Raw genomic sequence first — 25,969 nt, forward strand, 5'->3', positions numbered from 1 at the left:
GGAATGAATCAAATGATTATAAAAATCGAGCGAAAAGAAAAGAAGGAGAAACCAAAGAAATCTAAAAAACCGAGCAAGCAAAGAAAAGTTCCGATGATTAAAGTTGGCACGCATAAGAAATTAACCTTTGTTTTATGGGTTTTATTGATTGGTAGTGTCGGATTTGGAATCTATAAAAATTTTACTGCCATTGACACTCATACTGTCCGTGAAACAGAAATCATTAAACAGCAGATTGTCGATACCAACCAAGTAGAAAGTTTTGTGAAATCCTTTGCGAAAGACTACTTTTCGTGGCAACAATCCCAAGAAGCCATTGATAAACGAAATGAAAAATTGACCCATTATTTGACGGAAGAATTGCAGGTATTAAATGAAGAAATGATTCGTAAGGATATTCCTACTAGTTCTAGTGTGAACGATATACAGGTGTGGCAGGTTTCTCAAGTGAATGAGAACACCTTTGAGGTACTGTTTTCTGTTGAACAAGTTATTGCCGAAGACAAAGACAAGGAAACTATATCGTCTAGCTTTCATGTGGTTGTCCATATAGATGAATCAGATAATATGGTTATTATCAAAAATCCGACAATGAGTAAGAAACCTCAAAAATCGGACTACCAACCCAAACAGCTAGAAAGTGACCATACAGTAGATACAGAAACGATGGACGAAATCACTAGCTTTTTAGAAACGTTCTTCCAGCTCTATCCTACCGCCACAGAAAAAGAATTGACTTACTATGTAAGTAATCATGTGTTACCTATGATTAACAAGGAATATGTTTTCGAGGAATTGGTGAATCCTATCTTTACCAGAAAAGATAACCAAGTAATCGTGAATGTCGCTGTGAAATATTTAGATCAAGAAACAAAGGCAACCCAAATCTCGCAATTTGAGTTGATATTAGAAAAACAAGATAATTGGAAGATTGTAAAATAACAAATATTGGTACATTATTACAGCTATTTTGTAATCACGTACTCTCTTTGATAAAAAATTGGAGATTCCTTTACAAATATGCTCTTACGTGCTATTATTTAAGTATCTATTTAAAAGGAGTTAATAAATATGCGGCAAGGTATTCTTAAATAAACTGTCAATTTGATAGTGGGAACAAATAATTGGATGTCCTTTTTTAGGAGGGCTTAGTTTTTTGTACCCAGTTTAAGAATACCTTTATCATGTGATTCTAAAGTATCCGGAGAATATCTGTATGCTTTGTATGCCTATGGTTATGCATAAAAATCCCAGTGATAAGAGTATTTATCACTGGGATTTTTATGCCCTTTTGGGCTTTTGAATGGAGGAAAATCACATGAAAATTATTAATATTGGAGTTTTAGCTCATGTTGATGCGGGAAAAACTACCTTAACAGAAAGCTTATTATATAACAGTGGAGCGATTACAGAATTAGGAAGCGTGGACAGAGGTACAACGAAAACGGATAATACGCTTTTAGAACGTCAGAGAGGAATTACAATTCAGACGGCGATAACCTCTTTTCAGTGGAAAAATACTAAGATGAACATCATAGACACGCCAGGACATATGGATTTTTTAGCAGAAGTATATCGTTCATTATCAGTATTAGATGGGGCAATTCTACTGATTTCTGCAAAAGATGGCGTACAAGCACAAACTCGTATATTGTTTCATGCACTTAGGAAAATAGGTATTCCCACAATCTTTTTTATCAATAAGATTGACCAAAATGGAATTGATTTATCAACGGTTTATCAGGATATTAAAGAGAAACTTTCTGCGGAAATTGTAATCAAACAGAAGGTAGAACTGCATCCTAATATGCGTGTAATGAACTTTACCGAATCTGAACAATGGGATATGGTAATAGAAGGAAATGATTACCTTTTGGAGAAATATACGTCTGGGAAATTATTGGAAGCATTAGAACTCGAACAAGAGGAAAGCATAAGATTTCATAATTGTTCCCTGTTCCCTGTTTATCACGGAAGTGCAAAAAACAATATAGGGATTGATAACCTTATAGAAGTGATTACGAATAAATTTTATTCATCAACACATCGAGGTCAGTCTGAACTTTGCGGAAAAGTTTTCAAAATTGAGTATTCGGAAAAAAGACAGCGTCTTGCATATATACGTCTTTATAGTGGCGTACTGCATTTGCGAGATTCGGTTAGAATATCGGAAAAGGAAAAAATAAAAATTACAGAAATGTATACTTCAATAAATGGTGAATTATGTAAAATTGATAAGGCTTATTCCGGGGAAATTGTTATTTTGCAGAATGAGTTTTTGAAGTTAAATAGTGTTCTTGGAGATACAAAGCTATTGCCACAGAGAGAGAGAATTGAAAATCCCCTCCCTCTGCTGCAAACGACTGTTGAACCGAGCAAACCTCAACAAAGGGAAATGTTACTTGATGCACTTTTAGAAATCTCCGACAGTGACCCGCTTCTGCGATATTATGTGGATTCTGCGACACATGAAATCATACTTTCTTTCTTAGGGAAAGTACAAATGGAAGTGACTTGTGCTCTGCTGCAAGAAAAGTATCATGTGGAGATAGAAATAAAAGAGCCTACAGTCATTTATATGGAAAGACCGTTAAAAAAAGCAGAGTATACCATTCACATCGAAGTTCCACCGAATCCTTTCTGGGCTTCCATTGGTCTATCTGTAGCACAGCTTCCATTAGGGAGCGGAGTACAGTATGAGAGCTCGGTTTCTCTTGGATACTTAAATCAATCGTTTCAAAATGCAGTTATGGAGGGGATACGCTATGGCTGTGAACAAGGATTGTATGGTTGGAATGTGACGGACTGTAAAATCTGTTTTAAGTATGGCTTATACTATAGCCCTGTTAGTACCCCAGCAGATTTTCGGATGCTTGCTCCTATTGTATTGGAACAAGTCTTAAAAAAAGCTGGAACAGAATTGTTAGAGCCATATCTTAGTTTTAAAATTTATGCGCCACAGGAATATCTTTCACGAGCATACAACGATGCTCCTAAATATTGTGCGAACATCGTAGACACTCAATTGAAAAATAATGAGGTCATTCTTAGTGGAGAAATCCCTGCTCGGTGTATTCAAGAAAAGAAAGACAAATTTTTTAAGAAATACTAGGATGGTGATTATTAATGGTTAATAAACTTTCAGCATATAAAATTTATTTATTATTTTCAGCTATTACTGCAATGTGTTTTTCGTTGATAGCGACAGTTATGATAGTGTATCACATTGAAAATGTTCATTTAAATCCACTTCAGCTTATACTTGTTGGAACTACTTTAGAGACAGCATGTTTCATATTTGAAATTCCTACAGGTATAGTTGCGGATGTATATAGTCGTAAACTATCTATTGTTATAGGTGCAGTTTTAACAGGGTTAGGACTTATTTTAGAGGGCTCTATTTCTAGTTTTATTTTCGTACTTGCAGCACAGATAGTATGGGGAGTGGGTTCTACTTTCATCAGCGGATCTCTTGAAGCATGGATTGCAGAAGAAGAGAGGAGTAAAGATTTGGATCAAATTTATATGAAGGGGGCACAAGTAGGACAGATAGGATCAGTTATTGGAATAGTATTAAGCACTGTAATAGCTAATTTTTCTGTAAGATTGCCTATTATAGTTAGTGGAGTTTTATTTATAATTCTTGCATTATTTTTAGGGGTATATATGCCAGAAAATAATTTTAAACCATCTGCTCCAGAGGATTTAAATACATTCAAGAAGATGGGATATACTTTTAAGTCTGGTCTTAAGTTTATAAAAAGTAAATCTATAATTATGATTTTACTTTCTGTGACTTTGTTTTATGGATTGTCGAGCGAAGGATATGACAGACTTTCTAATGCACATTTTCTGCAAGATACTGTGCTTCCTAAGCTTTGGAATCTTAACCCAGTCACTTGGTTTGGGATTTTTGGAATTGCAGGAATGGTGTTAAGTGCAATAGTTATGAATTTTATGTCAAATAGACTTGATGATGATAAAAATAATAATGGAAAGCTTTTGATAGGTATAAATATATTTTATATATTATTTATGTTTATATTTGCTATCACAAAAAACTTTAGCTTAATGTTAATAGCGTATTTAGCAACAAATACCTTTAGAACTATAAATAAACCTATATTCAGTGCATGGCTAAATGGACATATAGATGATAAGGCTAGAGCTACTGTGCTTTCTATAAATGGACAAATAAATGCCTTAGGTCAAATTTTAGGTGGGCCAATTATAGGAATTATAGCTACGAATATTTCAGTAAGTATTGGTATAGCATGTACTTCGTTATTAGTGACACCAGTATTGGTTCTATATATTGTTTCTATGATAATGGATAAGAAGGCGTCTAATAGAGTTGGAGGTGGCGATTATGAAGAAAATAATTAATATAGGAATCGTTGCACATGTGGATGCTGGAAAAACAACGATAACAGAGAATTTATTATATTATAGTGGAGCTATAAAATCTGTTGGAAGGGTTGATTTAGGTAACACACAGACAGACTCAATGGAGCTTGAACGTAAGAGAGGAATTACTATTAAATCTTCAACCATATCTTTCACTTGGAATGATGTTAAAGTAAATATTGTTGATACTCCAGGACATGTAGATTTTATTTCAGAAGTTGAACGCTCATTAAGTGTTTTAGATGGTGCAATAATAGTTATATCAGGAGTAGAGGGGATTCAGTCTCAAACAAGAATATTAACTGATAGGAACTGTCATTTCGGGTTTTTTGCGGTTTCGGGTCAAAATTCGGTTTTTTCCCCGAACTACGACTGTTTTCGCACCCCGAACAACTAATCCAATCAGAATTTTCCGGCAACGCCGACTCCAAGAAGTGTAATTCCAGTCTATTTCTGCCGTCAACCCCTGATACGCGCCAATGCGAGAAAGCTAACACATATAACTTCCCCACGAAGCCATATAAACTCCGATTTCGAGGTGTTATCCTGTTCCGCATAAACTTCGTTCTTGGGTATTATACCGACACCAAAGCAAGCTCAGGAGGTGAACGAGCACAGACGGCCACTGGCTGCTCCCGTTCCTGCTGCTTTGCCCAGTTAATAATCTTGGCAAGCTCCTTGGGATCCTCGATTATCGCCACAACCGACATTGACCCCTGGCATTTTGGGCAGATAAACGGATCGACCTCGTAGACTTTTTGTAACAACCTTGCCCAACTTTGTTTACGCAGTTTAGACCATGCATCAGGGACTTGCATCGCTTCCTCATTCTCTGGCTTCTCTGGCGCTTTTGCTTGGACAATTTTAGACACGCTTGGATGACCTTTTTGCCAACTTTCTGGAGCCAGGCTATAAATATTGGGGCGCTCTTGCCACTGCTTACGGACTTTTCCGGCATATACCCCATAACGACGGACTAATTGAACCCGCCTTGGTGGTAAATGGGCCACAAGCTGGTCGACGAATTCAAAGCCTTTGAAGGTCTCTGTTTTTCCTTTGTAGAAGCCCTTTGGGCTGGCTGTCCAAATTACAGTGTCAGAAACTGGATCATACTGGATTTTTTCTGCACAGGTAGCCCCTCGGACAACATATTGCCCCAAGGCTTCTCGATCGGTCTTGCTGAATAACCTGGTATCGCTCTCGATACTAAAGCCGGAATGCTTCCAGTCCTTGAACATGTTTGCACGAGCTTTATCGATCAACTGTTTGCGCAGAAACAAAGCCAAAATCGCTGCTTGCCAGACCTTGAGCATCCCTTCGTCGGCCCCGATTGGCATATATACAAAACGGTCGTGCTTGGTGAAACCACCTTCCAGAACCAGAACATGCCAGTGCGGGTGGAATCGAGCGAATTCACCAAACGACTGGTAGCTGACAACACAGGCACATAGTAGTTCTTGACCGGCTGCCAGGGAGAAAAAATCAGAAAGTAAGGAGAATGCTAGCCTGGACACTTCGCCAAACAGGTGCTTATCAGATTTAAAATAGGGACGGAGAATTTTTGGAATCGTAAAAACAAATTGTCGATGCGGTAGATCAAGAAGCAAATCCTCGGCCAGGTATTCAGCATAGAGTAAGGTTCGTTTTTGGTCGCACGAGGGACAAAGGTGGAAAACCTTGCACGAAAATGGCCTGAAGTACGAATGTCCACAATCATGGCAACGTATTCGAGCAACACCCTTGGTCCAATCGGCACATTCAGCAAAATGCTCAAGGCGGTCAAGGATAGTATGCGATGGACTTGCGTAGGCTTGGTACTGGGTTAGAGAATTGCGGACTATGGTCTGGATTATCCCTTCCCGATGGGGAATGTAAGTTCCCATACCTATACATACGCAGGAAAACGATGATTTGCTTGCAATTGCGAAGAAAATAATGGAAAATGTGGACTGGCGCCACCTAACAACCGGTTCGAGCGGACTCACGGGACAAGCCCGTTCACAGCTCAACCGAATGCTAGCTGGACTCCGCTTCGCGGAGCAAAAAGAATAATAAAAAAAGCGTATTTCTGTAATCCATACCATAGTTGGGAAAAAGGAAGTATTGAAAATCGGATAGGTATGATACGCAGATACTTTCCTAAAAAAACAGACTGGTCCTTGATTACTCAAAAACAACTTGATAAGGTGGTCAAGAAGATTAACACTCGACCAATGAAGTGTTTAGGATTCAAAACACCTGAAGAGGTTTTTGAAGACTTTGTAAAAAAACTGTAAAAAAAATTAAACTTATAGATTGGTTTTATATTTTCTCATATCTTATGATAAGATCCTATGAAAAAATTTATTATAAAATTAATCATATAATATATGAAAAAATTGGAGATTCCTTTACAAATATGCTCTTACGTGCTATTATTTAAGTATCTATTTAAAAGGAGTTAATAAATATGCGGCAAGGTATTCTTAAATAAACTGTCAATTTGATAGTGGGAACAAATAATTGGATGTCCTTTTTTAGGAGGGCTTAGTTTTTTGTACCCAGTTTAAGAATACCTTTATCATGTGATTCTAAAGTATCCGGAGAATATCTGTATGCTTTGTATGCCTATGGTTATGCATAAAAATCCCAGTGATAAGAGTATTTATCACTGGGATTTTTATGCCCTTTTGGGCTTTTGAATGGAGGAAAATCACATGAAAATTATTAATATTGGAGTTTTAGCTCATGTTGATGCGGGAAAAACTACCTTAACAGAAAGCTTATTATATAACAGTGGAGCGATTACAGAATTAGGAAGCGTGGACAAAGGTACAACGAGGACGGATAATACGCTTTTAGAACGTCAGAGAGGAATTACAATTCAGACGGCGATAACCTCTTTTCAGTGGAAAAATACTAAGATAAACATCATAGACACGCCAGGACATATGGATTTTTTAGCAGAAGTATATCGTTCATTATCAGTATTAGATGGGGCAATTCTACTGATTTCTGCAAAAGATGGCGTACAAGCACAAACTCGTATATTGTTTCATGCACTTAGGAAAATAGGTATTCCCACAATCTTTTTTATCAATAAGATTGACCAAAATGGAATTGATTTATCAACGGTTTATCAGGATATTAAAGAGAAACTTTCTGCGGAAATTGTAATCAAACAGAAGGTAGAACTGCATCCTAATATGCGTGTAATGAACTTTACCGAATCTGAACAATGGGATACGGTAATAGAGGGAAACGATGACCTTTTAGAGAAATATATGTCCGGTAAATCATTAGAAGCATTGGAACTCGAACAAGAGGAAAGCATAAGATTTCATAATTGTTCCCTGTTCCCTGTTTATCACGGAAGTGCAAAAAACAATATAGGGATTGATAACCTTATAGAAGTGATTACGAATAAATTTTATTCATCAACACATCGAGGTCAGTCTGAACTTTGCGGAAAAGTTTTCAAAATTGAGTATTCGGAAAAAAGACAGCGTCTTGCATATATACGTCTTTATAGTGGCGTACTGCATTTGCGAGATTCGGTTAGAATATCGGAAAAGGAAAAAATAAAAATTACAGAAATGTATACTTCAATAAATGGTGAATTATGTAAAATCGATAAGGCTTATTCCGGGGAAATTGTTATTTTGCAGAATGAGTTTTTGAAGTTAAATAGTGTTCTTGGAGATACAAAGCTATTGCCACAGAGAGAGAGAATTGAAAATCCCCTCCCTCTGCTGCAAACGACTGTTGAACCGAGCAAACCTCAACAAAGGGAAATGTTACTTGATGCACTTTTAGAAATCTCCGACAGTGACCCGCTTCTGCGATATTATGTGGATTCTGCGACACATGAAATCATACTTTCTTTCTTAGGGAAAGTACAAATGGAAGTGACTTGTGCTCTGCTGCAAGAAAAGTATCATGTGGAGATAGAAATAAAAGAGCCTACAGTCATTTATATGGAAAGACCGTTAAAAAAAGCAGAGTATACCATTCACATCGAAGTTCCACCGAATCCTTTCTGGGCTTCCATTGGTCTATCTGTAGCACCGCTTCCATTAGGGAGCGGAGTACAGTATGAGAGCTCGGTTTCTCTTGGATACTTAAATCAATCGTTTCAAAATGCAGTTATGGAGGGGATACGCTATGGCTGTGAACAAGGATTGTATGGTTGGAATGTGACGGACTGTAAAATCTGTTTTAAGTATGGCTTATACTATAGCCCTGTTAGTACCCCAGCAGATTTTCGGATGCTTGCTCCTATTGTATTGGAACAAGTCTTAAAAAAAGCTGGAACAGAATTGTTAGAGCCATATCTTAGTTTTAAAGTTTATGCACCACAGGAATATCTTTCACGAGCATACATCGATGCTCCTAAATATTGTGCGAACATCGTAGACACTCAATTGAAAAATAATGAGGTCATTCTTAGTGGAGAAATCCCTGCTCGGTGTATTCAAGAATATCGTAGTGATTTAACTTTCTTTACAAATGGACGTAGTGTTTGTTTAACAGAGTTAAAAGGGTACCATGTTACTACCGGTGAACCTGTTTGCCAGCCCCGTCGTCCAAATAGTCGGATAGATAAAGTACGATATATGTTCAATAAAATAACTTAGTGTATTTTATGTTGTTATATAAATATGGTTTCTTGTTAAATAAGATGAAATATTTTTTAATAAAGATTTGAATTAAAGTGTAAAGGAGGAGATAGTTATTATAAACTACAAGTGGATATTGTGTCCTATTTGTGGAAATAAAACAAGACTACGAATACGAGTGGATACTATACTTAAAAATTTCCCTTTATACTGCCCCAAATGTAAGAACGAAACTTTAATTAATGTTCAAAAAATGAATATAATAACAATCAAAGAGCCAGACGCCAAGACGCAGAGCCGATAATTTGAGAAATGAAACTCTCATCTTATCGGCTCTTTTTGTTTATCTGAATTTTACTGACTAGCCTTCAATATTTCTTGCTTCATTGATACCTTTTGCTAGTGCTTCCATTAAGGATAGTTCTTTGTCTGTAAAGCTATCCATGTATTTCTCTATCTGTAATCGTCGGGTGCTTTTTACCAAGTTATTAGCAGGTAAGAAAAATTCATCAACGGAAACATGAAGTAACGATACAAGGTCATAAAGAACTTGTATGCTGGGGTGTTGCCCTTTATTTTCAATATTAGTTAAGTACCGTGGGTCAATTTCAATCAATGCTCCCACTTGTTCACGAGTTAAACCTCGTTTCAATCGAGCTTCTTTAATGGCTAAACCAAAGGCTCTAAAATCATATTTATCTTCTTTTTTACGCATAGTAGACCACCTCTATACATTTTATTGTTCCTACTGAATTAAAAACAGGTATAGAAAAACGTGTTATATGGTTTATAGGTTTATATTTAATAAAAAGCACTACTAAACGCCAATAAAAAAAACCGTTATATGGTAGTGCTATTTACGCTGTTAAAATATTGTATATTACTTCCAAATGGCGGTTTGTTGGAGGTCAACGTCGCCATGAAGTACATCATATACAATAAATTTCCTTACATTGGGTTCTTGTCAAAAAAAGTCGTCTATCTGCAATAGATAAGTACGTCCACCAATGTGGTTTTATAAATCATATAGATAGAATAACAGAAGCATGTAAACAGAGAAATAAATCTGTTTATATGCTTTTTTGGCTATTCAGAACTTTTTTACAAAGTTTATTTATCAGTAATGCAACAAATCCCCCTTTCACATTGGGACTAAGAGTGAAAGGAGATAAACGAGCAAGGCTCACTTCCTTTCCTAGACAGAAAGGGGGTGAGAAACATGAAACCATCTTCTTTTCAGACCACAATAGAAAATCAGTTTGACTATATCTGTAAACAAGTTATTGAAGATGAACGAAAAGATTACTTCAAACATCTAGACAGACTATCAGCAAAAGAAGTCTCGTTTTCTGATATAGATAACTACCTTGTCAACTCTTTTTCTACTGTTGATACGTACGTCACTGATTTCCAACTATTTAAATTATTTGGATTAAGAATCAATGTTGAAAGTGATTTATTAAGTGAAGCCCTGCGTCATCTTTCAGAGAAAAAACGGAACATTATTTTACTTCATTACTTTATGGATATGAGTGATGTGGAGATTGCGGAGTTACTAAAATTGAATCGTTCGACTGTTTATCGTCATCGAATAAGTGGACTAGCCATGATTAAAGAATTCATGAAGGAGTGTAAAGAATGAAAACAGCTTATCCAAGGGTTCCCTTCCCCCTCATTGTAAAGGCGACAGATGGCGACGTGGAAGCAATTAATCAGATTGTTAAACATTATCGAGGGTATACCTCAAAACGTTCATTACGTCGCATGACAGACGAATATGGAAATTCTCATATGGTTATTGATGAAACCCTACGTGGCAGAATGGAAACGAAACTCATCTCTAAGATTTTATCGTTCGAAATTAAATAGTCCCATTTTTTCGTGGAAGCGTGTCGAATCGTATCCACGCTTCCCGATTTGGGAGGTTTGTTATTCCATCAAAGCATATTGTGTGTTCAGTAGGTTTTGATAGGCTAACAAGCCAAACGTTCTTTGACAACCAAATAAAGGCAATCGAATACGTTTCGGTAAGAAAAGAGCTGATGAACTAACACGCCATGACCTACAAAATTAGTGAGCGATTCATGTTAGTAATTCGAAAGTAATCTTTAGCAGGATTGCTGCCATGACTTTCTTATCGTGATAATGATACTCCCGTATAGCCATAGTCCGAGCGTTAGAAGCGTCACAGGCAATGGGTACGGCTACATGAGAACCATGCAGAAGTGAAATTCCTGTGAGCTTTGCTAGAGCTGTTCGATTGCTAAGATATTCTTCTCTTGTCAGTGTATTATTATAAAACTATTTGATATAATTATAGGTGAATATTGGAGTTTTCCTAGCCTATAATTGGGAAAGGAGTAATAATGATAACGGTCACAAAAAAGGATTTAGTTGAGCTAGGATATGGAACTTCTTTTTCAGCAGACATCATAAAAAAAGCAAAAGAATTGATGATTACAAAAGGGCATATCTACTATCAATCTCGAAAGCTAGATAGAGTCCCTCGTGAAGCTGTTGAAGAAATTCTAGGAATTCGGTTTTCAAATGAAAACAGGTCTGAGTAGTTTTTGCACAGTAAGGAGTAAAAACTATGGTTAAAGACCCAATAAAAAAAGCAAAGAATGGAACCTATTATTTTCGTGCAAATCTAGGTTATGATTCTAAAGGGAAAAAAATTCAAAAATATCGTAGTGGATTCACTACTAAAAAAGAAGCAAGAGAAGAATATTCGAAACTGCTATTGATGAAACCAGAAGAATTAAGTGAGAATAAGGATAAAATGACGTTTAAACATTATATCTTTGAAATTTTCCTTCCATGGTATAAGACACAGGTAAAGCTCAGAACATATGAAAATCGCTTACCAACTATTAAGAAGCATTTCTCTTATTTTGATAAAATGGCTGTTTCCGATATTGAGCCTATTGATGTGCAAAATTGGCAACTAAAATTATCAAAGAAGTGTAAGTCTTCTTATGTAAGAGCTGTTCAAGGACTATTTTCAGTTGCTATGGATCGAGCAATTGTCCTTGGGATAACCACCACAAATCCATCTAAGATTATTGGCAATGTGAAAAAGCAAAAGTCTAAAATTGAATTTTGGACAAAAGAAGAATTTGAAAAAGTAATCTCTCTAATTTACAAAGAAGATTACTATCAACACTTTTTATTTATCTCTCTGTGGTTTTTATTTATGACTGGAATGCGAATTGGTGAAGCTACTGCCATTCAATGGGAAGATATTGATTTTGACTCAGGAGTACTAACCATCAACAAAACACTCTATTACAAGAATCAATCGAATTATAGATTTGTTGAACCAAAAACAAAGGCGAGCGTTCGTCATATTGTATTAGATAAATGCACATTAACTTATTTATCCGAATGGAAGGAAGTACAACAAAATCTAATTCAGACAGACTTTGTAATGAGCTATAACGGTATTCCTACCCAAAAACATACACTATCATATGCTATTGAACGCTATGCTAAGCTGGCTGGTATCCATCGAATCAGAATCCATGGGTTACGGCATTCTCATGCTTCCTTGTTAATCAGTATGGGAGAAAATCCACTTATCATTAAAGATCGTCTAGGACACGAAGATATTGAGACGACTTTAGGAACGTATGGACATCTTTATCCTAACAGTAATTTCGAGGTAGCTAACAAATTAAATGGAGCCATTTCCTTTAAAGAAGCAAAACAAAATTATGATACTTCACCAAAGAATCAATTTACTGTAGACTACTTGCGAAACAAAGAAATGAAAAAAGTGCAATAAAAGTGCAGTAAAAAGATAAGAAGAGCCAGAAACCCTTGGTATAAGAGGATTTCTAGCTCTCCTACAACTACTCCCACTCAACTGTTGCTGGTGGCTTACTTGTGATATCGTAGACAATGCGGTTGACGTGAGCTACTTCATTTACGATACGGACAGAAATTTTCTGAAGAACTTCCCAAGGAAGTTTGGCGAAGTCAGCCGTCATTCCATCGACAGAAGTGATAGCGCGAATAGCAATCGTATAGTCGTAAGTACGACCGTCTCCCATAACACCCACTGAGCGTACGCCAGTATTGACCGTGAAATACTGCCAAACATCGCGGTCTAGACCAGCTTCGGCAATCTCTTCGCGTAAAATAGCATCTGAATCACGAACAGTTTGGAGTTTTTCTTCTGTAATTTCACCCATAACGCGGATAGCAAGACCAGGACCAGGGAATGGCTGGCGCCACACAACTTCGTCAGGCATGCCGAGAGCAGTACCTAGGGCACGAACTTCATCTTTAAATAATGTATTGAGTGGCTCGATCAGTTTGAATTGCATATCTTCAGGCAAACCACCAACATTATGGTGAGATTTGATGGTTTCAGCTGTATCTGTACCAGACTCAATGATATCTGTATAAAGTGTTCCTTGAGCCAAGAATTCAACATCTGTTAACTTGCCCGCCTCATCGTCAAATACGTAAACAAATTCATTACCGATGATTTTACGTTTTTTCTCTGGATCAGATACGCCAGCTAGCAAATCTAAGAAGCGTTTAGCCGCATCAACACGGATAATATTCAGTCCAAATTTACCGCTTAGCATTTCCATGACTTGATCGCCTTCATTTTTACGAAGAAGACCGTGGTCAACAAAGATGCAAGTCAATTGATCACCGATAGCACGTTGAAGAAGAACACCAACGACAGATGAGTCAACACCACCAGAGAGACCGAGTAAGACTTTCTTATCGCCAACTGTTTGACGAATTTTTTCGATTTCAGTTTCTATGAAGTTTTCCATCGTCCAATCGCCACGTGCACCACAGATGCCAAATGCGAAGTTTTTCAAAATGTCATTGCCATGAATAGAATGACGAACTTCTGGGTGGAATTGGATACCGTAGATACGGCGTTCCGTGTTTTCAATTGCAGCGTAAGGACAGTCAGATGAAAGACCAACAAGATGGAAATCTGCTGGGATTTCTGTGACAGCATCACCGTGGCTCATAAGCACTAGTTGTTCTTCTGGTGTATTCGCAAACAAAGCTGACTCGGTTTTCAATTGTAGGTTAGATTGACCATATTCACGATTTCCAGCTTCATCAGCAGGCACAACCTTACCACCTAGCTTGTGAGTGATGAGTTGCATTCCGTAACAAATACCCAAGATTGGAATACCCAATTCAAATATTTCTGGATCAATATCGAAAGCATTCTCTGCGTAGACAGAGTTAGGACCACCTGAAAGTACAATACCAATTGGATTGATAACACGAACTTCATCGGCAGTTATTCTGTGATTTTTCAATTCTGAAAAGACACCAAATTCACGAATACGACGCGAAATGAGCTGATTGTACTGGCTACCATAATCCAGTACAATGATTTTTTGGACATCTTGTTTTGTCATGTTTTACCCTTTCGTTTTGAAATAAATTCAAATACTAGTACATATTTTATCATAAAAGCGAACATTTTCCAAACTATATTTCATAAATATCTGTTTTGCAAACTATGAGTAATTTATAAAAACAAAGTGTTCGTATTTTTCTATTTTTTACATTGCTTATTTTAGGAAAATCTTTCTTATTGTTTGCGGTATCACTTTTCCACATAAAAATCGGTCTATTTTTGTCAAATGAGAATATTTTTGGTACACTAGAAAGAAAAAGGTTGGTCGAGATGAAAGCAGTATATATTACGATTCATGATAAGATAAAAGAACAAATTGACCAGGGGATTTGGACCATCGGTCAGCGCTTGCCGAGTGAAAGAGATTTATCAGAAGAATTTGGAGTATCTCGCATGACCTTACGGCAAGGCATTACGCTATTAGTAGAAGAGGGAGTCTTGCAACGAAAAGTGGGTTCTGGCACCTATGTAGCCAGCACTCGAGTGCAAGAGAAGATGCGGGGAACAACTTCCTTTACTGAATTGGTACTGCTTCAAGGGAAAACACCTACGAGCAAGCTCTTGTCATACACTCGTACAAAACCAAACGAAAAGGAAATTGAAGAGCTTGGTTTGTCTCGAGGGGAATCAATCATTCGAATGGAACGGGTTCGCTATGCTGACAATGTACCGGTTGTTTATGAAGTAGCCAGCATTCCGGAGCGTTTGATTAAAAATGTTCCAAAAGAAGAAGTAACCAATCATTTTTTCAAAACACTAGTAGATAATGGTTATCGTATTGGAACAAGTAAGCAAACAATCTTTGCTCGTTTGGCGAATGAAAAAGTTGCTCAGTACTTAGAAATTACTAAGAATCAGGCTATACTTGCTTTAAAACAAGTTTCCTATTTGGAAGATGGTCAAGCATTTGAATTTGTTAATAGCCAGTACGTGGGCGAACGCTTTGAGTTTTATTTAGAAAATAATTAACATACATTAAATTATGTAATATATTTTAAAAAATCCGCTTGTTCTTTCAAAAGATGACGGATTTTCTTATTTATAAAAGATAAAAATTTTGATATAATAAAGTTTATGGAAATTGAAAAAACCAACCGAATGAATGCTTTATTTGAATTCTACGCAGCCTTGCTGACGGATAAGCAAATGAACTATATTGAGCTGTATTATGCAGATGATTATAGTCTGGCAGAAATTGCTGAGGAATTCAATGTAAGTCGTCAAGCGGTGTATGATAACATTAAACGAACAGAAAAATTGCTGGAAGACTACGAGATGAAACTACATATGTACTCTGATTATGTAGTGCGTAGTCAAATTTTTGATGAAATTCTTACTAGGTATCCGGGGGATGGTTACTTAGAGGAGAAAATCGCTATTCTAACTAGTATCGATAATAGAGATTAAGAGGAGAAGTATATGGCTTTTGAAAGCTTAACAGAACGTTTGCAGAATGTCTTTAAAAATCTGCGTCGTAAAGGAAAAATTTCTGAGAGTGATATTCAGGAAGCGACCAAGGAAATTCGTTTGGCCTTGCTTGAGGCTGATGTGGCCTTGCCAGTTGTGAAAGACTTTATCAAGAAAGTACGCGAACGTGCTATTGGGCATGAAGTGATTGAAACCTTGAATCCTGCTCAACAAATCGTTAAAATCGTTGATGAAGAGTTAACAGCTGTATTGGGGTCTGAAACTTCCGAACTCATTAAATCTCCGAAAATTCCAACTATCATTATGATGGCTGGTTTGCAAGGGGCTGGTAAAACGACTTTCACAGGAAAGTTGGCTAATAAACTCAAGCAGGAAGAAAATGCTCGTCCACTCTTGGTTGCTGCCGATATTTATCGTCCAGCTGCCATAGACCAGTTGAAGACACTTGGTCAACAGATTGATGTACCTGTGTTCGAGTTGGGCAATCAAGTTCCAGCTCTTGAGATTGTCCGTCAAGGTTTAGAACAAGCCAAAGTCAATCACAATGACTATGTCTTGATTGATACGGCTGGTCGTTTGCAAATTGACCAAGCCCTTATGGCCGAGTTAAGAGAAATCAAGGAATTTGCTCAACCAAATGAAATTCTCTTGGTAGTTGATGCCATGATTGGTCAGGAAGCTGCTAATGTTGCACGTGAGTTCAATGATCAATTGTCCATCACCGGTGTGATTTTGACCAAGATTGATGGTGATACTCGTGGTGGTGCAGCCTTGTCTGTTCGTCACATCACAGGTCAGCCAATCAAATTCACAGGTACAGGTGAAAAAATCACCGATATCGAAACCTTCCACCCAGATCGTATGTCTTCGCGTATTCTTGGTATGGGCGACATGCTGACCTTGATTGAGAAGGCGAGCAAGGAATATGATGAGAAGAAATCATTAGAACTCGCTGAAAAAATGCGTGAAAATACCTTTGATTTCAATGACTTCATTGACCAATTAGATCAAGTTCAAAATATGGGCCCGATGGAAGACCTTCTCAAAATGATTCCAGGTATGGCTGGAAATCCCGCTCTTTCCAATCTAAAAGTTGATGAAAAACAAATTGCCCGTAAACGTGCGATTGTGTCATCAATGACGCCAGAAGAGCGTGAAAATACGGATTTATTGACTCCTAGTCGCCGTCGTCGTATCGCTGCTGGGTCAGGAAATAGCTTTGTCGAAGTCAATAAATTCATCAAAGATTTCAACCAGGCTAAGTCAATGATGCAGGGAGTTATGTCTGGTGATATGAACAAAATGATGAAACAAATGGGTATCAATCCAAACAATCTTCCTAAAAACATGCCAAACATGAATGGTATGGATATGTCTGCTCTGGAAGATATGATGGGCGGAGCTGGTATGCCAGATATGAGCCAATTAATGGGTGGCGCAGGAATGCCAGATATGTCTCAAATGTTTGGCGGTGGTTTGAAAGGCAAAATTGGTGAATTTACCATGAAACAGACCATGAAACGTCAAGCAAATAAAATTAAAAAAGCTAAAAAGAAGAGGAAATAAATCTTCTAATATCTAATATAGGAGTATACTTACGAAATGACAAGACCAACCATGATGCAATACTTTGAGTGGTATTTGCCAGCAGATGGCAAGCACTGGGAAAATTTGAAAAATGATGCTAGCCATCTCAAAGAAATTGGAATCAGCCATATTTGGATGCCTCCAGCTTTTAAAGCAACAGGAAAAGAGGATGTCGGCTACGGAATTTATGATCTTTTTGACTTAGGAGAATTCGATCAAAAAGGCACCGTCCCAACAAAGTACGGTACGAAAAAGGACTATATTGCAGCGATCCAGGCTCTTCAGGAGCAGGGAATAGTAACCATAGCAGATATTGTCTTAAATCATAAGGCAGGAGGCGACTACTTGGAACGTTTCCAAGTCCGCCGTATGAATCCTGATAATCGTCAAGAAAGTCTGTCAGAGCCTTATGAAATCGAGGGCTACACAGGTTATGATTTTGCCGGACGAAATAATACCTATAACGACTTTAAGTGGCATTGGTATCATTTTACAGGGCTAGATTTTGACGCCAAACACAAGGAAACAGGAATCTATCAGATTGTTGGAGATAATAAAGGCTGGGCCAATCAAGATCAAGTAGACGGAGAACATGGCAACTATGACTATCTGATGTTTAATGATATTGATTTCAAACATCCAGAAGTTAGTTCACATTTAATGGACTGGGTAGGTTGGTTCTTAGAGACTACGCAGATAGATGGTTTTCGAATCGATGCTGCCAAACATATCGGAGAAGACTTTATCAGCTCATTTATCCAAAACGTCAGAGAACAATACAAAGACAATCTTTATGTCTTTGCTGAATATTGGAAAAACAGTCAGGAAGCCAGTTTAGATTACATTAATGAAACGAATTTTCAAATGGATGTGGTGGATGTCCCCCTTCATATGAATCTTTTCCAAGCTAGCACTGACGGAGCTGGTTATGATTTGAGAACCATCTTTGATGGTAGTCTTGTCCAATCAAATCCAAACTTTGCGGTTAGCTTTGTCGATAATCATGATTCTCAACGTGGACAGGCATTAGAATCAACAATCGCTGAATGGTTTAAGCCAGCTGCCTATGCACTCATTCTTCTGCGTCAACAAGGACTACCAACGATTTTTTATGGGGATTATTATGGTATTTCTGGAGAATTTGGCCAGGAGTCCTTTAAAGATATGCTGGATAAACTACTAGGAATTCGACAAAACCATACTTACGGTCCTCAGATTGATTATTTTGATCATCCCAACTGCATTGGTTGGGTCTGCCAAGGAGACCAAGATCATCCTAAAGGCCTGGCAGCAGTTATTAGCAACTCAGATGAAGGCTACAAAGATATGGATATGGGACAATTAAATGCTGGTAAAATGTTTATAGATGCCACAGGCAATCGACAAGACCAAGTCTTGCTCAATGAAACTGGTTGGGGGCGTTTCCCTGTCAACGCAGGTTCCTTATCGGTTTGGATTGAATCTGACTAAATTAAATAAGAAAATGCTGCATCGGTTCAACTGGTGTAGTATTTTTTATGTTCCAAGGGGAAGCAGAAGTAGTAGCAAATACAAAATGTCCACTATGGTGGAAATAATTAAAAATGTCTATTTTTATGGACACAAAACGAAATGTCTGTTATAATGGACACAATAAGAAAAAGGAGGGAAACGTTATGCAATACATAGCAATTATTGGTGATATTATCAACTCAAAACAGGTATACAATCGTTCAAATATTCAGGAACGGTTAGGTCATGTTATCAAACGTGTCAATTATACTTTTTCAAATGAATTTGCCTCTCCATTTACTATTACGAAAGGTGATGAATTCCAAGCACTTTGCAAACCAAGCCCACACATCTTTCTAATGATAGATCAGATAAAAATAGCTTTTAGAAATGAATTAGAAATTCGATTCGGAATTGGCTTAGGAGAAATCCTCACAGACATTAATCCACATCAAAGTATCGGAGCTGATGGTCCAGCTTATTGGGAAGCTCGAAAAGCAATTGACTATATTCATGATAATAACGACTACGGCACTAGTCAAATAGCCTTCTCATCTGAATACAAACAAATCAACCGCGTGATTAACTCTCTACTGAACTCAAGTGATTTTATCAGAGCTTCTTGGAATAATTCACAAACTGATTTATTTGAAATGTTAATTAGTAATAACATCTACAGTGAAGATTTTAAGCAAAAACCGATTGCTGAGAAAATGAAATTGACTCCAAGCGCGTTTACAAAACGTGTAAAATCTAGTGGAATAAAACTATATTTTCGGAATCGCCAAATGGTGATGAGTTTAATCCTACAACTTTGTCAGAAAGAGGGGTAACAGCATGTACGTACCCGTATTATCACATTACTTGGTTCAAGAACCAATCTTAACAGCCTTGTTGATTGCTCATTTCTTAAGTGATTTTACATTTCAAAGCCAACAATTAGCAAATGCCAAAAGAACGAATTTTTTAGCACTCGTCCTCCATCTAACAGTGGTTGGAATTCCACTATCTATTCTGGCTATTTTATTGCCAATTAATAATGGGGATCTTTTTTTTCAAGTTTGGCTAAGTCACCTAGCAATTGATTATTGTAAGCATTTCCTCAGTAAACATGGCTGGATAAAAGAAAAATGGGACGGAAATACCTTCGTCATTGATCAGCTATTGCATATTTTCTGTATCATCATTTTATATCAAACAATTGAGGTAAATAGTTCTGCCTATTCATTTTGGAGTGAGCCGAATAGTCTATTATTGCAGTTGTTATTTATCATTTTGATTACTAAGCCGGTGAATATTGTTTTTAAACTTTTCTTCAACAAATATCAGGTAACGGAAGGAGAAGAAGAGTTGACTGTGACAGGTGCAGGTGCCTTGATTGGCCAATTAGAACGCTTGATTATGGGGATTTTTCTACTCATGGGGCAATTTACAGCTATTGGTTTAGTATTTACTGCAAAATCCATCGCACGCTATGATAAAATATCCAAAAGCCAAGCCTTTGCTGAATACTATTTGATTGGTTCACTGTTTAGTATCATTAGTGTCCTACTTGCTTATATTTTATTAGTAATATAAATTTTTAAAACTTTACATACAATTAGTTATGTAAAGTTTTTTAGATAACTAATTATATACATAACGATAAAAATGAGGGAAAAGGTTTTGCTCTCAAAACAGGATTCAAATTTATTAAGGATCATCTGAAATCAGTAGAAGCAGTCGTAACAATTGATGCAGATGGTCAACACAACACTTTCCAACTAGGAACCCTGAATTATTAGATAGTTTGCATGACATCCTAAAAAAAATAAAACAATATCACTATAAAATTGTAATTGATGATTTTACAGAAGGAAATAATACATAATTTCTTTATAATAAATATAGAAGCTATTATAACGGAATCAAGATTACCTATAGGAACAATGTTTTATCATGGCTCAATATTGTATTTTTAGCCTATTGTGTGAGACTAATAAATAAAATTTACTCTAAAGAGATTAGTATTGTGGTTGTGAAAATCGATACAGTGAATAAGGCGAAATGGATGAGAAAATTTGGTCTATACCGTCAACAAGGGTATTATTGGGGAAAAGGCTCAGAAAAGATTGAACAATTAGATTAACTGAGAATAATTTAAAAAAATACAGGAGTCTTGTCTAAGTGACAGATCCTGTATTTTTAGTTGCTGTTCAAAATTCCAAAGGTAAACATTTCCTTTGGAATTTAACTTAAGTAGATATGAGGGCTATCAATTACAAAAAGATCATAAAAGACCCTGTACATCTTTCCGAAAAACTATAATTTTCTTGAAACATACACAAGATTATGCTATACTACTCATATAGATAAAATCAGGAGAAAATGATGAGACGCGAGTTATTATTGGAAAAAATTGATCAACTAAAAGAAATTATGCCTTGGTATGTTCTGGAATATTATCAGTCAAAGTTGTCTGTGCCCTACAGTTTTACAACTTTGTACGAATATCTGAAAGAATATCGTCGATTCTTTGAGTGGCTACAAGATTCGAATTTGGTGTCTGTTGAACGGATTACTGACATTCCGCTGGATGTTTTGGAACATTTGACAAAAAAAGATATGGAGTCCTTTATTCTATATCTGCGGGAGCGTCCCCTGCTGAACGCCAATACCTCGCAGAATGGTGTGTCGCAGACCACCATTAACCGTACCCTCTCGGCTCTTTCTAGTCTCTTCAAGTATTTAACCGAAGAAGTGGAAAATGAGCAGGGCGAGCCCTACTTCTACCGCAATGTCATGAAGAAAGTTTCCACTAAAAAAAAGAAAGAAACTTTGGCGGCAAGGGCGGAGAACATCAAGCAGAAGCTCTTTTTGGGAGATGAAACCATTGAGTTTTTGGAGTACGTAGACAATGAATACCAAGCCAAGTTATCCAACCGGGCCCTCTCCTCTTTCCAGAAAAATAAGGAGCGGGATTTGGCGATTCTGGCACTTCTCTTGGCTTCTGGCGTCCGTCTGTCAGAAGCGGTGAATTTGGATCTTCGAGATGTAAATCTCAATATGATGATTATCGAAGTAACCCGTAAAGGTGGTAAACGGGACTCGGTCAATGTGGCTGGGTTTGCTAAGTCCTATCTGGAAGCCTATATGAGCATCCGTCAGCAACGCTACAAGGCAGAAAAAACAGATACAGCCTTTTTCCTATCTGAATATCGTGGTTTGCCAAATCGAATCGATGCTTCTTCTATTGAAAAAATGGTGGCTAAGTATTCTGCAGACTTTAAGATACGTGTTACTCCACACAAACTTCGTCATACGCTAGCAACGCGACTCTATGATGCCACCAAGTCACAAGTTCTGGTCAGTCATCAGCTGGGTCACGCCAATACCCAGGTCACTGACCTCTACACTCATATCGTCAACGATGAGCAGAAAAATGCTCTTGATCAATTATAGTGTTACGTAATATTAATTATGTAAACAAAATATTAAAAGAGCTGGAATCAAATCCAACTCCACTACTCAAAGTTTGAATCAACATCTCAGCACAGTGGTTGATTGGCAGATTTGTTCGTGTTTCACACTACAAATCCGACCATTACGACTGTTGCGAACAAAGTTCGCTCCATTTCCAACCTCAAACTGTCTCCCAGACAGTTTGAGCTGTGCGGGGGTGGGGATACGAACTCCTTTTTATTTGTCGAGTTCTTCCCCACTCCCACTCCTTTTTCCATTAAATCAATTCTTTCAATTTGTCCTGATTGACAGCTGGGTACTTATCCAAAAAGGCTGAAAGTGTTCGTAAAACGGCAGGAATATAGCCAGTCTGGTCATTCTCCACCTGCAAGACCAAGAGGGGCTCGTGGAGGCTCATACGGAGCAAGAGCCAGCCGTCACCATAAGGCTCAGTTAGGTCAAACCGCACTCCTTCTTCGTTATCTGGGTTAAAAACAAAGCCTTCGAGGCTGGTTTGGCGGAGGTCAGCAATCACCTGTTCACCAAGTGCTCGATAGTCTGCCGCTTCTAGTTTGAACCGTACTTCTTGGGTTTCCAGCGGTTGTTTAAGCTGGGCAATCAAGTCGTCCAAGGACTTGCCTTCCGCTTGCAGTTTTGGTAAGAGCATGAGAATCTTAGCCGCCACATAGGTTCCGTCATCAAGGAAGTAATTTTCCTTAAAGGCAGCGTGTCCTGAGGTTTCGATAGCCAACTGGCAATCAACTCCCTCTTGGTTTGCTAAAATAGCACGGTTGATGACATTACGGTAGCCTGAAATATAGCGAATTTGTTTGCCTCCCAGGCTTTCTATAAAGACCTTAAGGTGTTCAGTCGTTGGGGAATTGGTCACAATACTGGTTCTTGGATGTTCAGCGAGGACAATCTGACTGAGAACGGCAATCAGGTTATTACGGTTGAGGATTTGACCTGACTTGGTGACCAGGGCGGCACGGTCAACGTCGGTATCAAAGATAATGCCAAGGTCTGCACCTTGCTTCAATACAGCCTGACGAATGCTTTCCATAGCTTCCTTGTTATCTGGGTTTGGAACATGGTTTGGGAAGGTGCGGTCTGGGTCTAGGAATTGTGAACCAGTGGTATCTGCTCCCAATTCTGCCAAAACTTTCTCAGCAAAAAATCCGCCTGCACCATTTCCAGCATCGACGATGATATTGAGACCTGTCAGTGGTTTTTCTTGTCCACCACAGGCGGTACGAATTTTACCGACCAAGTCTTGGGCATAAGGCGTAATCAGGTCTACACTGGTGATACTTCCAAGGGAAGAAGCCGGCAAGTCTTCACTATGCGAGAGGATGAAGTCAATATCTTCATGTTCTGCTCCGCCATTTTCCGAAAAAATTTTAATGCCGTTGAAGTAATACGGCAGATGGCTGGCAGTGATCATGACACCAGCGTGGCACTTGAACTGCGGATACTGGGTGCTCATGAAGAGAGCTGGCGTGGTGGCCATGCCAAAGTCAAGCAACTGAACCCCCAGACGAACGGCTTCTTCTGTAAAGGCTGAAACCAACTCTGGACCGCTGAGGCGGCTATCTCGACCGATACCGATGGTCAATTGGCCATTTTGATAAGACTGCGCCAGTTCTGGCTTCTGAGTTAGCCAATGAATAAGTCCGCGAACCACTTCCTTAGTGGCTTGTGGAGTGAGATTGACAGCATATTCGTCTGTAGCGATAGCAATTCCACGAATATCTGATCCATTTTGCAAGACGTGATGGTGGGACATAGTAACCTCCTAATTCAAACTAATACTCTTCGAAAATCAAAAGCAGACGTAGTTGACTTGATTTGATGAACTTCAGTTCTATCCGCATCTTCGTCGCCTAGTCTGATTTTGATTTTCATTGACTACAAATTGAGTATATCATATTTTCAAAGCGGTTTCAAAATGAAAAAAGCACAGCTTTTACTGTACTTTAGTGATGCTTACAGTTGTCCCAACTTCCAGTTGACTTTCCACGGAAATAGCTAGTTCCAACTGATTCAAGATCCGCTTGGTCAGATACAGCCCAAATCCTGTCGCTTTTTGGTGTTCACGGCCATTAAAACCTGTAAAACCTTCATCAAACAGGCGAGGAAGGTCTTCTGCCAGAATCCCAATTCCCGTATCGGAAATGGAAATTCCCTTATTCAGTTCAATGGCCACCTTACCACCAGTCTTATTGTACTTGAGGGCATTGTCAATTATCTGTGACATGGCAAAACTAAGCCATTTCTTATCGGTCTTCAGTAGCCAATTTCCATCGATGGTCACTGAAATGTCTTTTTGCAAGAACTGATTGCGGTATTTTTTGACCAAATCGACCACTACTTCTCTTACTTCCACCTGCTCAAATCGAAAATCGCTGGCATGGTTAGTCAGTTTGAGGTAATTGAGGAGATTTGCCATATAATTGTCCAAGCGTAAGAGCTGATGATCGACATCCTGCTGGTTGAGATTGTCAGTCTGGCTCATCAAAGACATGGCAGCCAGAGGCACTTTCATCTGGTGGGACCACATTTTGACCACGGCTTGCAGATCCTCCTCTCGTGACTTATAGACTAAAAGCTGCTCCCGTGTCGCCTCCTTTTCCGCTTCAATTAAGTTGAGATAGGCAAGGTCCACAGGCTTATTTAGCAAGGGCAAAGCTTCTTCAAGGATATAGTCTTCCAAGGCCCTCATGCGGTTGCGAAACTTCCAGAACAGGCCAACTGTCAGTAGGATGATAAGGGTTAGGGACAATAATAGAGCGTTTTGCAGGAATTCGGTGGGCAGTTGATAGAGAAAGAAGAGCAAGATAAAACTAGTAGCCAGAACAATGTAGGAGAAGTAAAAACTCCGGTATTCACGGATAAATTTTGCTATCATTTGACCAAGTACCCCACGCCACGAACGGTATGAATACGTTCAAAACCGACCTCGCTCACCTTCTTACGCAGTCTGGTCATGTTTACATTGAGCGTATTCTGGTCGATAAATTCTTCATTTTCCCAGAGTTTTTCCAAGAGTTCTTCCTTACTGACAATCTGCCCTTGTCTTTTTAGCAAGGCAGTCAAAATCTTGGTTTCTGTAGGAGACAATTGAACCTGTTCCAATTCGCTTGAGAATCTTCCGTCCAAACTAAGCTGGAATTGGTCGATAGACAAGTCAGTTGATTTGCTGAATTGATTGACCCGACGCAGGAAGGCACCAATTTTGGCATCCAAAATTCCCAGTGAAAAAGGCTTGGAAACAAAATCATCGCCACCCATATTCATAGCCATGACCGCATTCATCTCATCATCGCTCGAGGAGATAAAGATAATGGGCATGGTCATGGTTTTACGCATTTCTGTCGTCCAGTAAAATCCGTTGTAATAAGGTAGGTTAATGTCCATCAGTACCAAGTCTGGTTTGATTTCCGCCACTTCCTGACTGACAGCTCGGAAATTCTGCACACTTTCAACTAGATAAGATTTTCCCAAATGCTGCTTCAAGAGTAGGACAATCATCTCATCGTCTTCAACAATATAAATCTTCTCTTTTTTCATCATCTTCATTCTGTAAAAGCCAGGACACAAGTCTTGGCTT

25 protein-coding genes and 5 pseudogenes are annotated in these 25,969 nt (G+C 38.2%); 22 read left to right on the top strand and 8 right to left on the bottom strand.

Annotated features, from left to right (window positions below):
• The first annotated feature begins 3 nt into the window (after positions 1 to 3).
• The 5 genes and pseudogenes from D2A30_05215 to D2A30_05235 all read left to right on the top strand — a co-directional run bounded on the left by D2A30_05215 (position 4) and on the right by D2A30_05235 (position 4,708).
• On the top strand, positions 4 to 942 hold the full coding sequence (locus D2A30_05215) for a conjugal transfer protein (GenBank protein ID ULL21994.1): 939 nt from the start codon (positions 4 to 6) through the stop codon (positions 940 to 942).
• Between the two features lie 274 nt (positions 943 to 1,216).
• Positions 1,217 to 1,303, top strand: a complete 87-nt coding sequence (locus D2A30_05220) for a tetracycline resistance determinant leader peptide (protein ULL21029.1) — start codon at positions 1,217 to 1,219, stop codon at positions 1,301 to 1,303.
• 15 nt (positions 1,304 to 1,318) lie between these two features.
• Positions 1,319 to 3,082: pseudogene (tet, locus tag D2A30_05225) on the top strand (TetM/TetW/TetO/TetS family tetracycline resistance ribosomal protection protein).
• A 44-nt stretch (positions 3,083 to 3,126) separates the two neighbouring features.
• Entirely contained in the window at positions 3,127 to 4,386 is a 1,260-nt protein-coding gene (gene tetA(P) / locus D2A30_05230; GenBank protein ULL21030.1) for a tetracycline efflux MFS transporter TetA(P), read from the top strand.
• Positions 4,370 to 4,708 (top strand): annotated as a pseudogene (locus D2A30_05235) (GTP-binding protein). Before tetA(P) ends, D2A30_05235 begins: the two are co-directional and overlap by 17 nt.
• Before the next feature lie 274 nt (positions 4,709 to 4,982).
• On the opposite strand, the gene D2A30_05240 reads toward D2A30_05235, so the two are convergent.
• Positions 4,983 to 6,290, bottom strand: coding sequence for a transposase (locus D2A30_05240; protein ULL21031.1), 1,308 nt, complete (start codon positions 6,288 to 6,290; stop codon positions 4,983 to 4,985).
• A gap of 174 nt (positions 6,291 to 6,464) precedes the next feature.
• Between D2A30_05240 and D2A30_05245 the strand changes: the two are divergent.
• The 4 genes and pseudogenes from D2A30_05245 (at position 6,465) to D2A30_05260 (ending at position 9,309) form a co-directional block, all read left to right on the top strand.
• A pseudogene (locus tag D2A30_05245) lies at positions 6,465 to 6,683 on the top strand (IS30 family transposase).
• 318 nt (positions 6,684 to 7,001) lie between these two features.
• Positions 7,002 to 7,088 (top strand): tetracycline resistance determinant leader peptide, encoded by an 87-nt coding sequence (locus D2A30_05250; GenBank protein ID ULL21032.1) that lies wholly within the window; start codon positions 7,002 to 7,004, stop codon positions 7,086 to 7,088.
• Positions 7,089 to 7,103: 15 nt separating this feature from the next.
• On the top strand, positions 7,104 to 9,023 hold the full coding sequence (tet(M), locus tag D2A30_05255; protein ULL21033.1) for a tetracycline resistance ribosomal protection protein Tet(M): 1,920 nt from the start codon (positions 7,104 to 7,106) through the stop codon (positions 9,021 to 9,023).
• 118 nt (positions 9,024 to 9,141) lie between these two features.
• Positions 9,142 to 9,309 carry a conjugal transfer protein gene (locus tag D2A30_05260; protein ID ULL21034.1) on the top strand — a complete coding sequence of 56 codons (168 nt, stop codon included), beginning with the start codon at positions 9,142 to 9,144 and terminating at the stop codon, positions 9,307 to 9,309.
• A 57-nt stretch (positions 9,310 to 9,366) separates the two neighbouring features.
• On the opposite strand, the gene D2A30_05265 is transcribed toward D2A30_05260, so the two are convergent.
• Positions 9,367 to 9,720 (bottom strand): XRE family transcriptional regulator, encoded by a 354-nt coding sequence (locus tag D2A30_05265; protein ID ULL21035.1) that lies wholly within the window; start codon positions 9,718 to 9,720, stop codon positions 9,367 to 9,369.
• A 204-nt stretch (positions 9,721 to 9,924) separates the two neighbouring features.
• Between D2A30_05265 and D2A30_05270 the strand changes: the two genes are divergently transcribed.
• From D2A30_05270 to D2A30_05280, 3 genes are all read left to right on the top strand, one after another.
• Entirely contained in the window at positions 9,925 to 9,996 is a 72-nt protein-coding gene (locus D2A30_05270) for a hypothetical protein (GenBank protein ID ULL21995.1), read from the top strand.
• A 219-nt stretch (positions 9,997 to 10,215) separates the two neighbouring features.
• Positions 10,216 to 10,647, top strand: coding sequence for a sigma-70 family RNA polymerase sigma factor (locus D2A30_05275; protein ULL21036.1), 432 nt, complete (start codon positions 10,216 to 10,218; stop codon positions 10,645 to 10,647).
• Positions 10,644 to 10,874, top strand: coding sequence for a helix-turn-helix domain-containing protein (locus D2A30_05280; GenBank protein ULL21037.1), 231 nt, complete (start codon positions 10,644 to 10,646; stop codon positions 10,872 to 10,874). The genes D2A30_05275 and D2A30_05280 overlap by 4 nt, the downstream gene beginning before the upstream one ends.
• 193 nt (positions 10,875 to 11,067) lie before the next feature.
• Here the strand turns inward: D2A30_05280 and D2A30_05285 are convergent.
• A pseudogene (locus D2A30_05285) lies at positions 11,068 to 11,228 on the bottom strand (conjugal transfer protein).
• Positions 11,229 to 11,371: 143 nt separating this feature from the next.
• Between D2A30_05285 and D2A30_05290 the strand changes: the two are divergent.
• Positions 11,372 to 11,572 carry a DUF3173 domain-containing protein gene (locus D2A30_05290; protein ID ULL21038.1) on the top strand — a complete coding sequence of 67 codons (201 nt, stop codon included), beginning with the start codon at positions 11,372 to 11,374 and terminating at the stop codon, positions 11,570 to 11,572.
• A gap of 26 nt (positions 11,573 to 11,598) precedes the next feature.
• Positions 11,599 to 12,792: a site-specific integrase gene (locus D2A30_05295; protein ULL21039.1), complete on the top strand. Its 1,194-nt coding sequence runs from the start codon at positions 11,599 to 11,601 to the stop codon at positions 12,790 to 12,792.
• Between the two features lie 67 nt (positions 12,793 to 12,859).
• Here the strand turns inward: D2A30_05295 and D2A30_05300 are convergent, their stop codons facing one another.
• Positions 12,860 to 14,410 carry a glutamine-hydrolyzing GMP synthase gene (locus D2A30_05300; protein ID ULL21040.1) on the bottom strand — a complete coding sequence of 517 codons (1,551 nt, stop codon included), beginning with the start codon at positions 14,408 to 14,410 and terminating at the stop codon, positions 12,860 to 12,862.
• A 272-nt stretch (positions 14,411 to 14,682) separates the two neighbouring features.
• Between D2A30_05300 and D2A30_05305 the strand changes: the two genes are divergently transcribed.
• From D2A30_05305 to xerS, 8 genes and pseudogenes are all read left to right on the top strand, one after another.
• Positions 14,683 to 15,381 carry a GntR family transcriptional regulator gene (locus D2A30_05305; protein ID ULL21996.1) on the top strand — a complete coding sequence of 233 codons (699 nt, stop codon included), beginning with the start codon at positions 14,683 to 14,685 and terminating at the stop codon, positions 15,379 to 15,381.
• Between the two features lie 96 nt (positions 15,382 to 15,477).
• Positions 15,478 to 15,819 (top strand): putative DNA-binding protein, encoded by a 342-nt coding sequence (locus D2A30_05310; protein ULL21041.1) that lies wholly within the window; start codon positions 15,478 to 15,480, stop codon positions 15,817 to 15,819.
• Positions 15,820 to 15,831: 12 nt separating this feature from the next.
• Complete coding sequence (locus tag D2A30_05315; protein ULL21042.1) at positions 15,832 to 17,406, top strand: signal recognition particle protein; 1,575 nt, start codon at positions 15,832 to 15,834, stop codon at positions 17,404 to 17,406.
• A 36-nt stretch (positions 17,407 to 17,442) separates the two neighbouring features.
• Positions 17,443 to 18,897 (top strand): alpha-amylase, encoded by a 1,455-nt coding sequence (locus tag D2A30_05320; GenBank protein ULL21043.1) that lies wholly within the window; start codon positions 17,443 to 17,445, stop codon positions 18,895 to 18,897.
• Positions 18,898 to 19,082: 185 nt separating this feature from the next.
• Positions 19,083 to 19,751 carry a DNA-binding protein gene (locus tag D2A30_05325; protein ID ULL21044.1) on the top strand — a complete coding sequence of 223 codons (669 nt, stop codon included), beginning with the start codon at positions 19,083 to 19,085 and terminating at the stop codon, positions 19,749 to 19,751.
• Positions 19,752 to 19,755: 4 nt separating this feature from the next.
• Positions 19,756 to 20,496: a DUF3307 domain-containing protein gene (locus tag D2A30_05330; GenBank protein ID ULL21045.1), complete on the top strand. Its 741-nt coding sequence runs from the start codon at positions 19,756 to 19,758 to the stop codon at positions 20,494 to 20,496.
• A 71-nt stretch (positions 20,497 to 20,567) separates the two neighbouring features.
• Positions 20,568 to 20,672 (top strand): annotated as a pseudogene (locus tag D2A30_05335) (glycosyltransferase family 2 protein).
• Positions 20,673 to 21,288: 616 nt separating this feature from the next.
• On the top strand, positions 21,289 to 22,359 hold the full coding sequence (gene xerS, locus D2A30_05340) for a tyrosine recombinase XerS (GenBank protein ID ULL21046.1): 1,071 nt from the start codon (positions 21,289 to 21,291) through the stop codon (positions 22,357 to 22,359).
• 277 nt (positions 22,360 to 22,636) lie between these two features.
• Here xerS and D2A30_05345 read toward each other — a convergent pair whose 3' ends face one another.
• The 4 genes from D2A30_05345 to D2A30_05360 form a co-directional block, all read right to left on the bottom strand.
• Entirely contained in the window at positions 22,637 to 24,145 is a 1,509-nt protein-coding gene (locus tag D2A30_05345) for a phosphomannomutase/phosphoglucomutase (protein ULL21047.1), read from the bottom strand.
• A gap of 14 nt (positions 24,146 to 24,159) precedes the next feature.
• Positions 24,160 to 24,264: a hypothetical protein gene (locus tag D2A30_05350; GenBank protein ID ULL21048.1), complete on the bottom strand. Its 105-nt coding sequence runs from the start codon at positions 24,262 to 24,264 to the stop codon at positions 24,160 to 24,162.
• A 61-nt stretch (positions 24,265 to 24,325) separates the two neighbouring features.
• Positions 24,326 to 25,267, bottom strand: a complete 942-nt coding sequence (locus D2A30_05355; GenBank protein ULL21049.1) for a sensor histidine kinase — start codon at positions 25,265 to 25,267, stop codon at positions 24,326 to 24,328.
• A complete protein-coding gene (locus D2A30_05360) occupies positions 25,264 to 25,929 on the bottom strand; it encodes a DNA-binding response regulator (protein ULL21997.1) in 666 nt (221 codons plus the stop codon). Before D2A30_05360 ends, D2A30_05355 begins: the two co-directional genes overlap by 4 nt.
• Between the last annotated feature and the right edge of the window lie 40 nt (positions 25,930 to 25,969).

This window comes from Streptococcus suis, assembly GCA_022354845.1.
Lineage (GTDB): Bacteria > Bacillota > Bacilli > Lactobacillales > Streptococcaceae > Streptococcus > Streptococcus suis_AA.

Coding starts and splice junctions, on each gene's coding strand:
- D2A30_05250 (ULL21032.1), top strand. CDS start 7,002: ATGCTTTGTATGCCTATGGTTATGCATAAAAATCCCAGTGATAAGAGT.
- D2A30_05345 (ULL21047.1), bottom strand. CDS start 24,145: ATGTCCCACCATCACGTCTTGCAAAATGGATCAGATATTCGTGGAATT.
- D2A30_05290 (ULL21038.1), top strand. CDS start 11,372: ATGATAACGGTCACAAAAAAGGATTTAGTTGAGCTAGGATATGGAACT.
- D2A30_05315 (ULL21042.1), top strand. CDS start 15,832: ATGGCTTTTGAAAGCTTAACAGAACGTTTGCAGAATGTCTTTAAAAAT.
- D2A30_05360 (ULL21997.1), bottom strand. CDS start 25,929: ATGAAAAAAGAGAAGATTTATATTGTTGAAGACGATGAGATGATTGTC.
- D2A30_05320 (ULL21043.1), top strand. CDS start 17,443: ATGACAAGACCAACCATGATGCAATACTTTGAGTGGTATTTGCCAGCA.
- D2A30_05240 (ULL21031.1), bottom strand. CDS start 6,290: ATGGGAACTTACATTCCCCATCGGGAAGGGATAATCCAGACCATAGTC.
- D2A30_05215 (ULL21994.1), top strand. CDS start 4: ATGAATCAAATGATTATAAAAATCGAGCGAAAAGAAAAGAAGGAGAAA.
- xerS (ULL21046.1), top strand. CDS start 21,289: ATGAGACGCGAGTTATTATTGGAAAAAATTGATCAACTAAAAGAAATT.
- D2A30_05220 (ULL21029.1), top strand. CDS start 1,217: ATGCTTTGTATGCCTATGGTTATGCATAAAAATCCCAGTGATAAGAGT.
- D2A30_05280 (ULL21037.1), top strand. CDS start 10,644: ATGAAAACAGCTTATCCAAGGGTTCCCTTCCCCCTCATTGTAAAGGCG.
- D2A30_05355 (ULL21049.1), bottom strand. CDS start 25,267: ATGATAGCAAAATTTATCCGTGAATACCGGAGTTTTTACTTCTCCTAC.
- D2A30_05325 (ULL21044.1), top strand. CDS start 19,083: ATGCAATACATAGCAATTATTGGTGATATTATCAACTCAAAACAGGTA.
- D2A30_05300 (ULL21040.1), bottom strand. CDS start 14,410: ATGACAAAACAAGATGTCCAAAAAATCATTGTACTGGATTATGGTAGC.
- D2A30_05305 (ULL21996.1), top strand. CDS start 14,683: ATGAAAGCAGTATATATTACGATTCATGATAAGATAAAAGAACAAATT.
- D2A30_05350 (ULL21048.1), bottom strand. CDS start 24,264: ATGAAAATCAAAATCAGACTAGGCGACGAAGATGCGGATAGAACTGAA.
- D2A30_05330 (ULL21045.1), top strand. CDS start 19,756: ATGTACGTACCCGTATTATCACATTACTTGGTTCAAGAACCAATCTTA.
- D2A30_05265 (ULL21035.1), bottom strand. CDS start 9,720: ATGCGTAAAAAAGAAGATAAATATGATTTTAGAGCCTTTGGTTTAGCC.
- D2A30_05295 (ULL21039.1), top strand. CDS start 11,599: ATGGTTAAAGACCCAATAAAAAAAGCAAAGAATGGAACCTATTATTTT.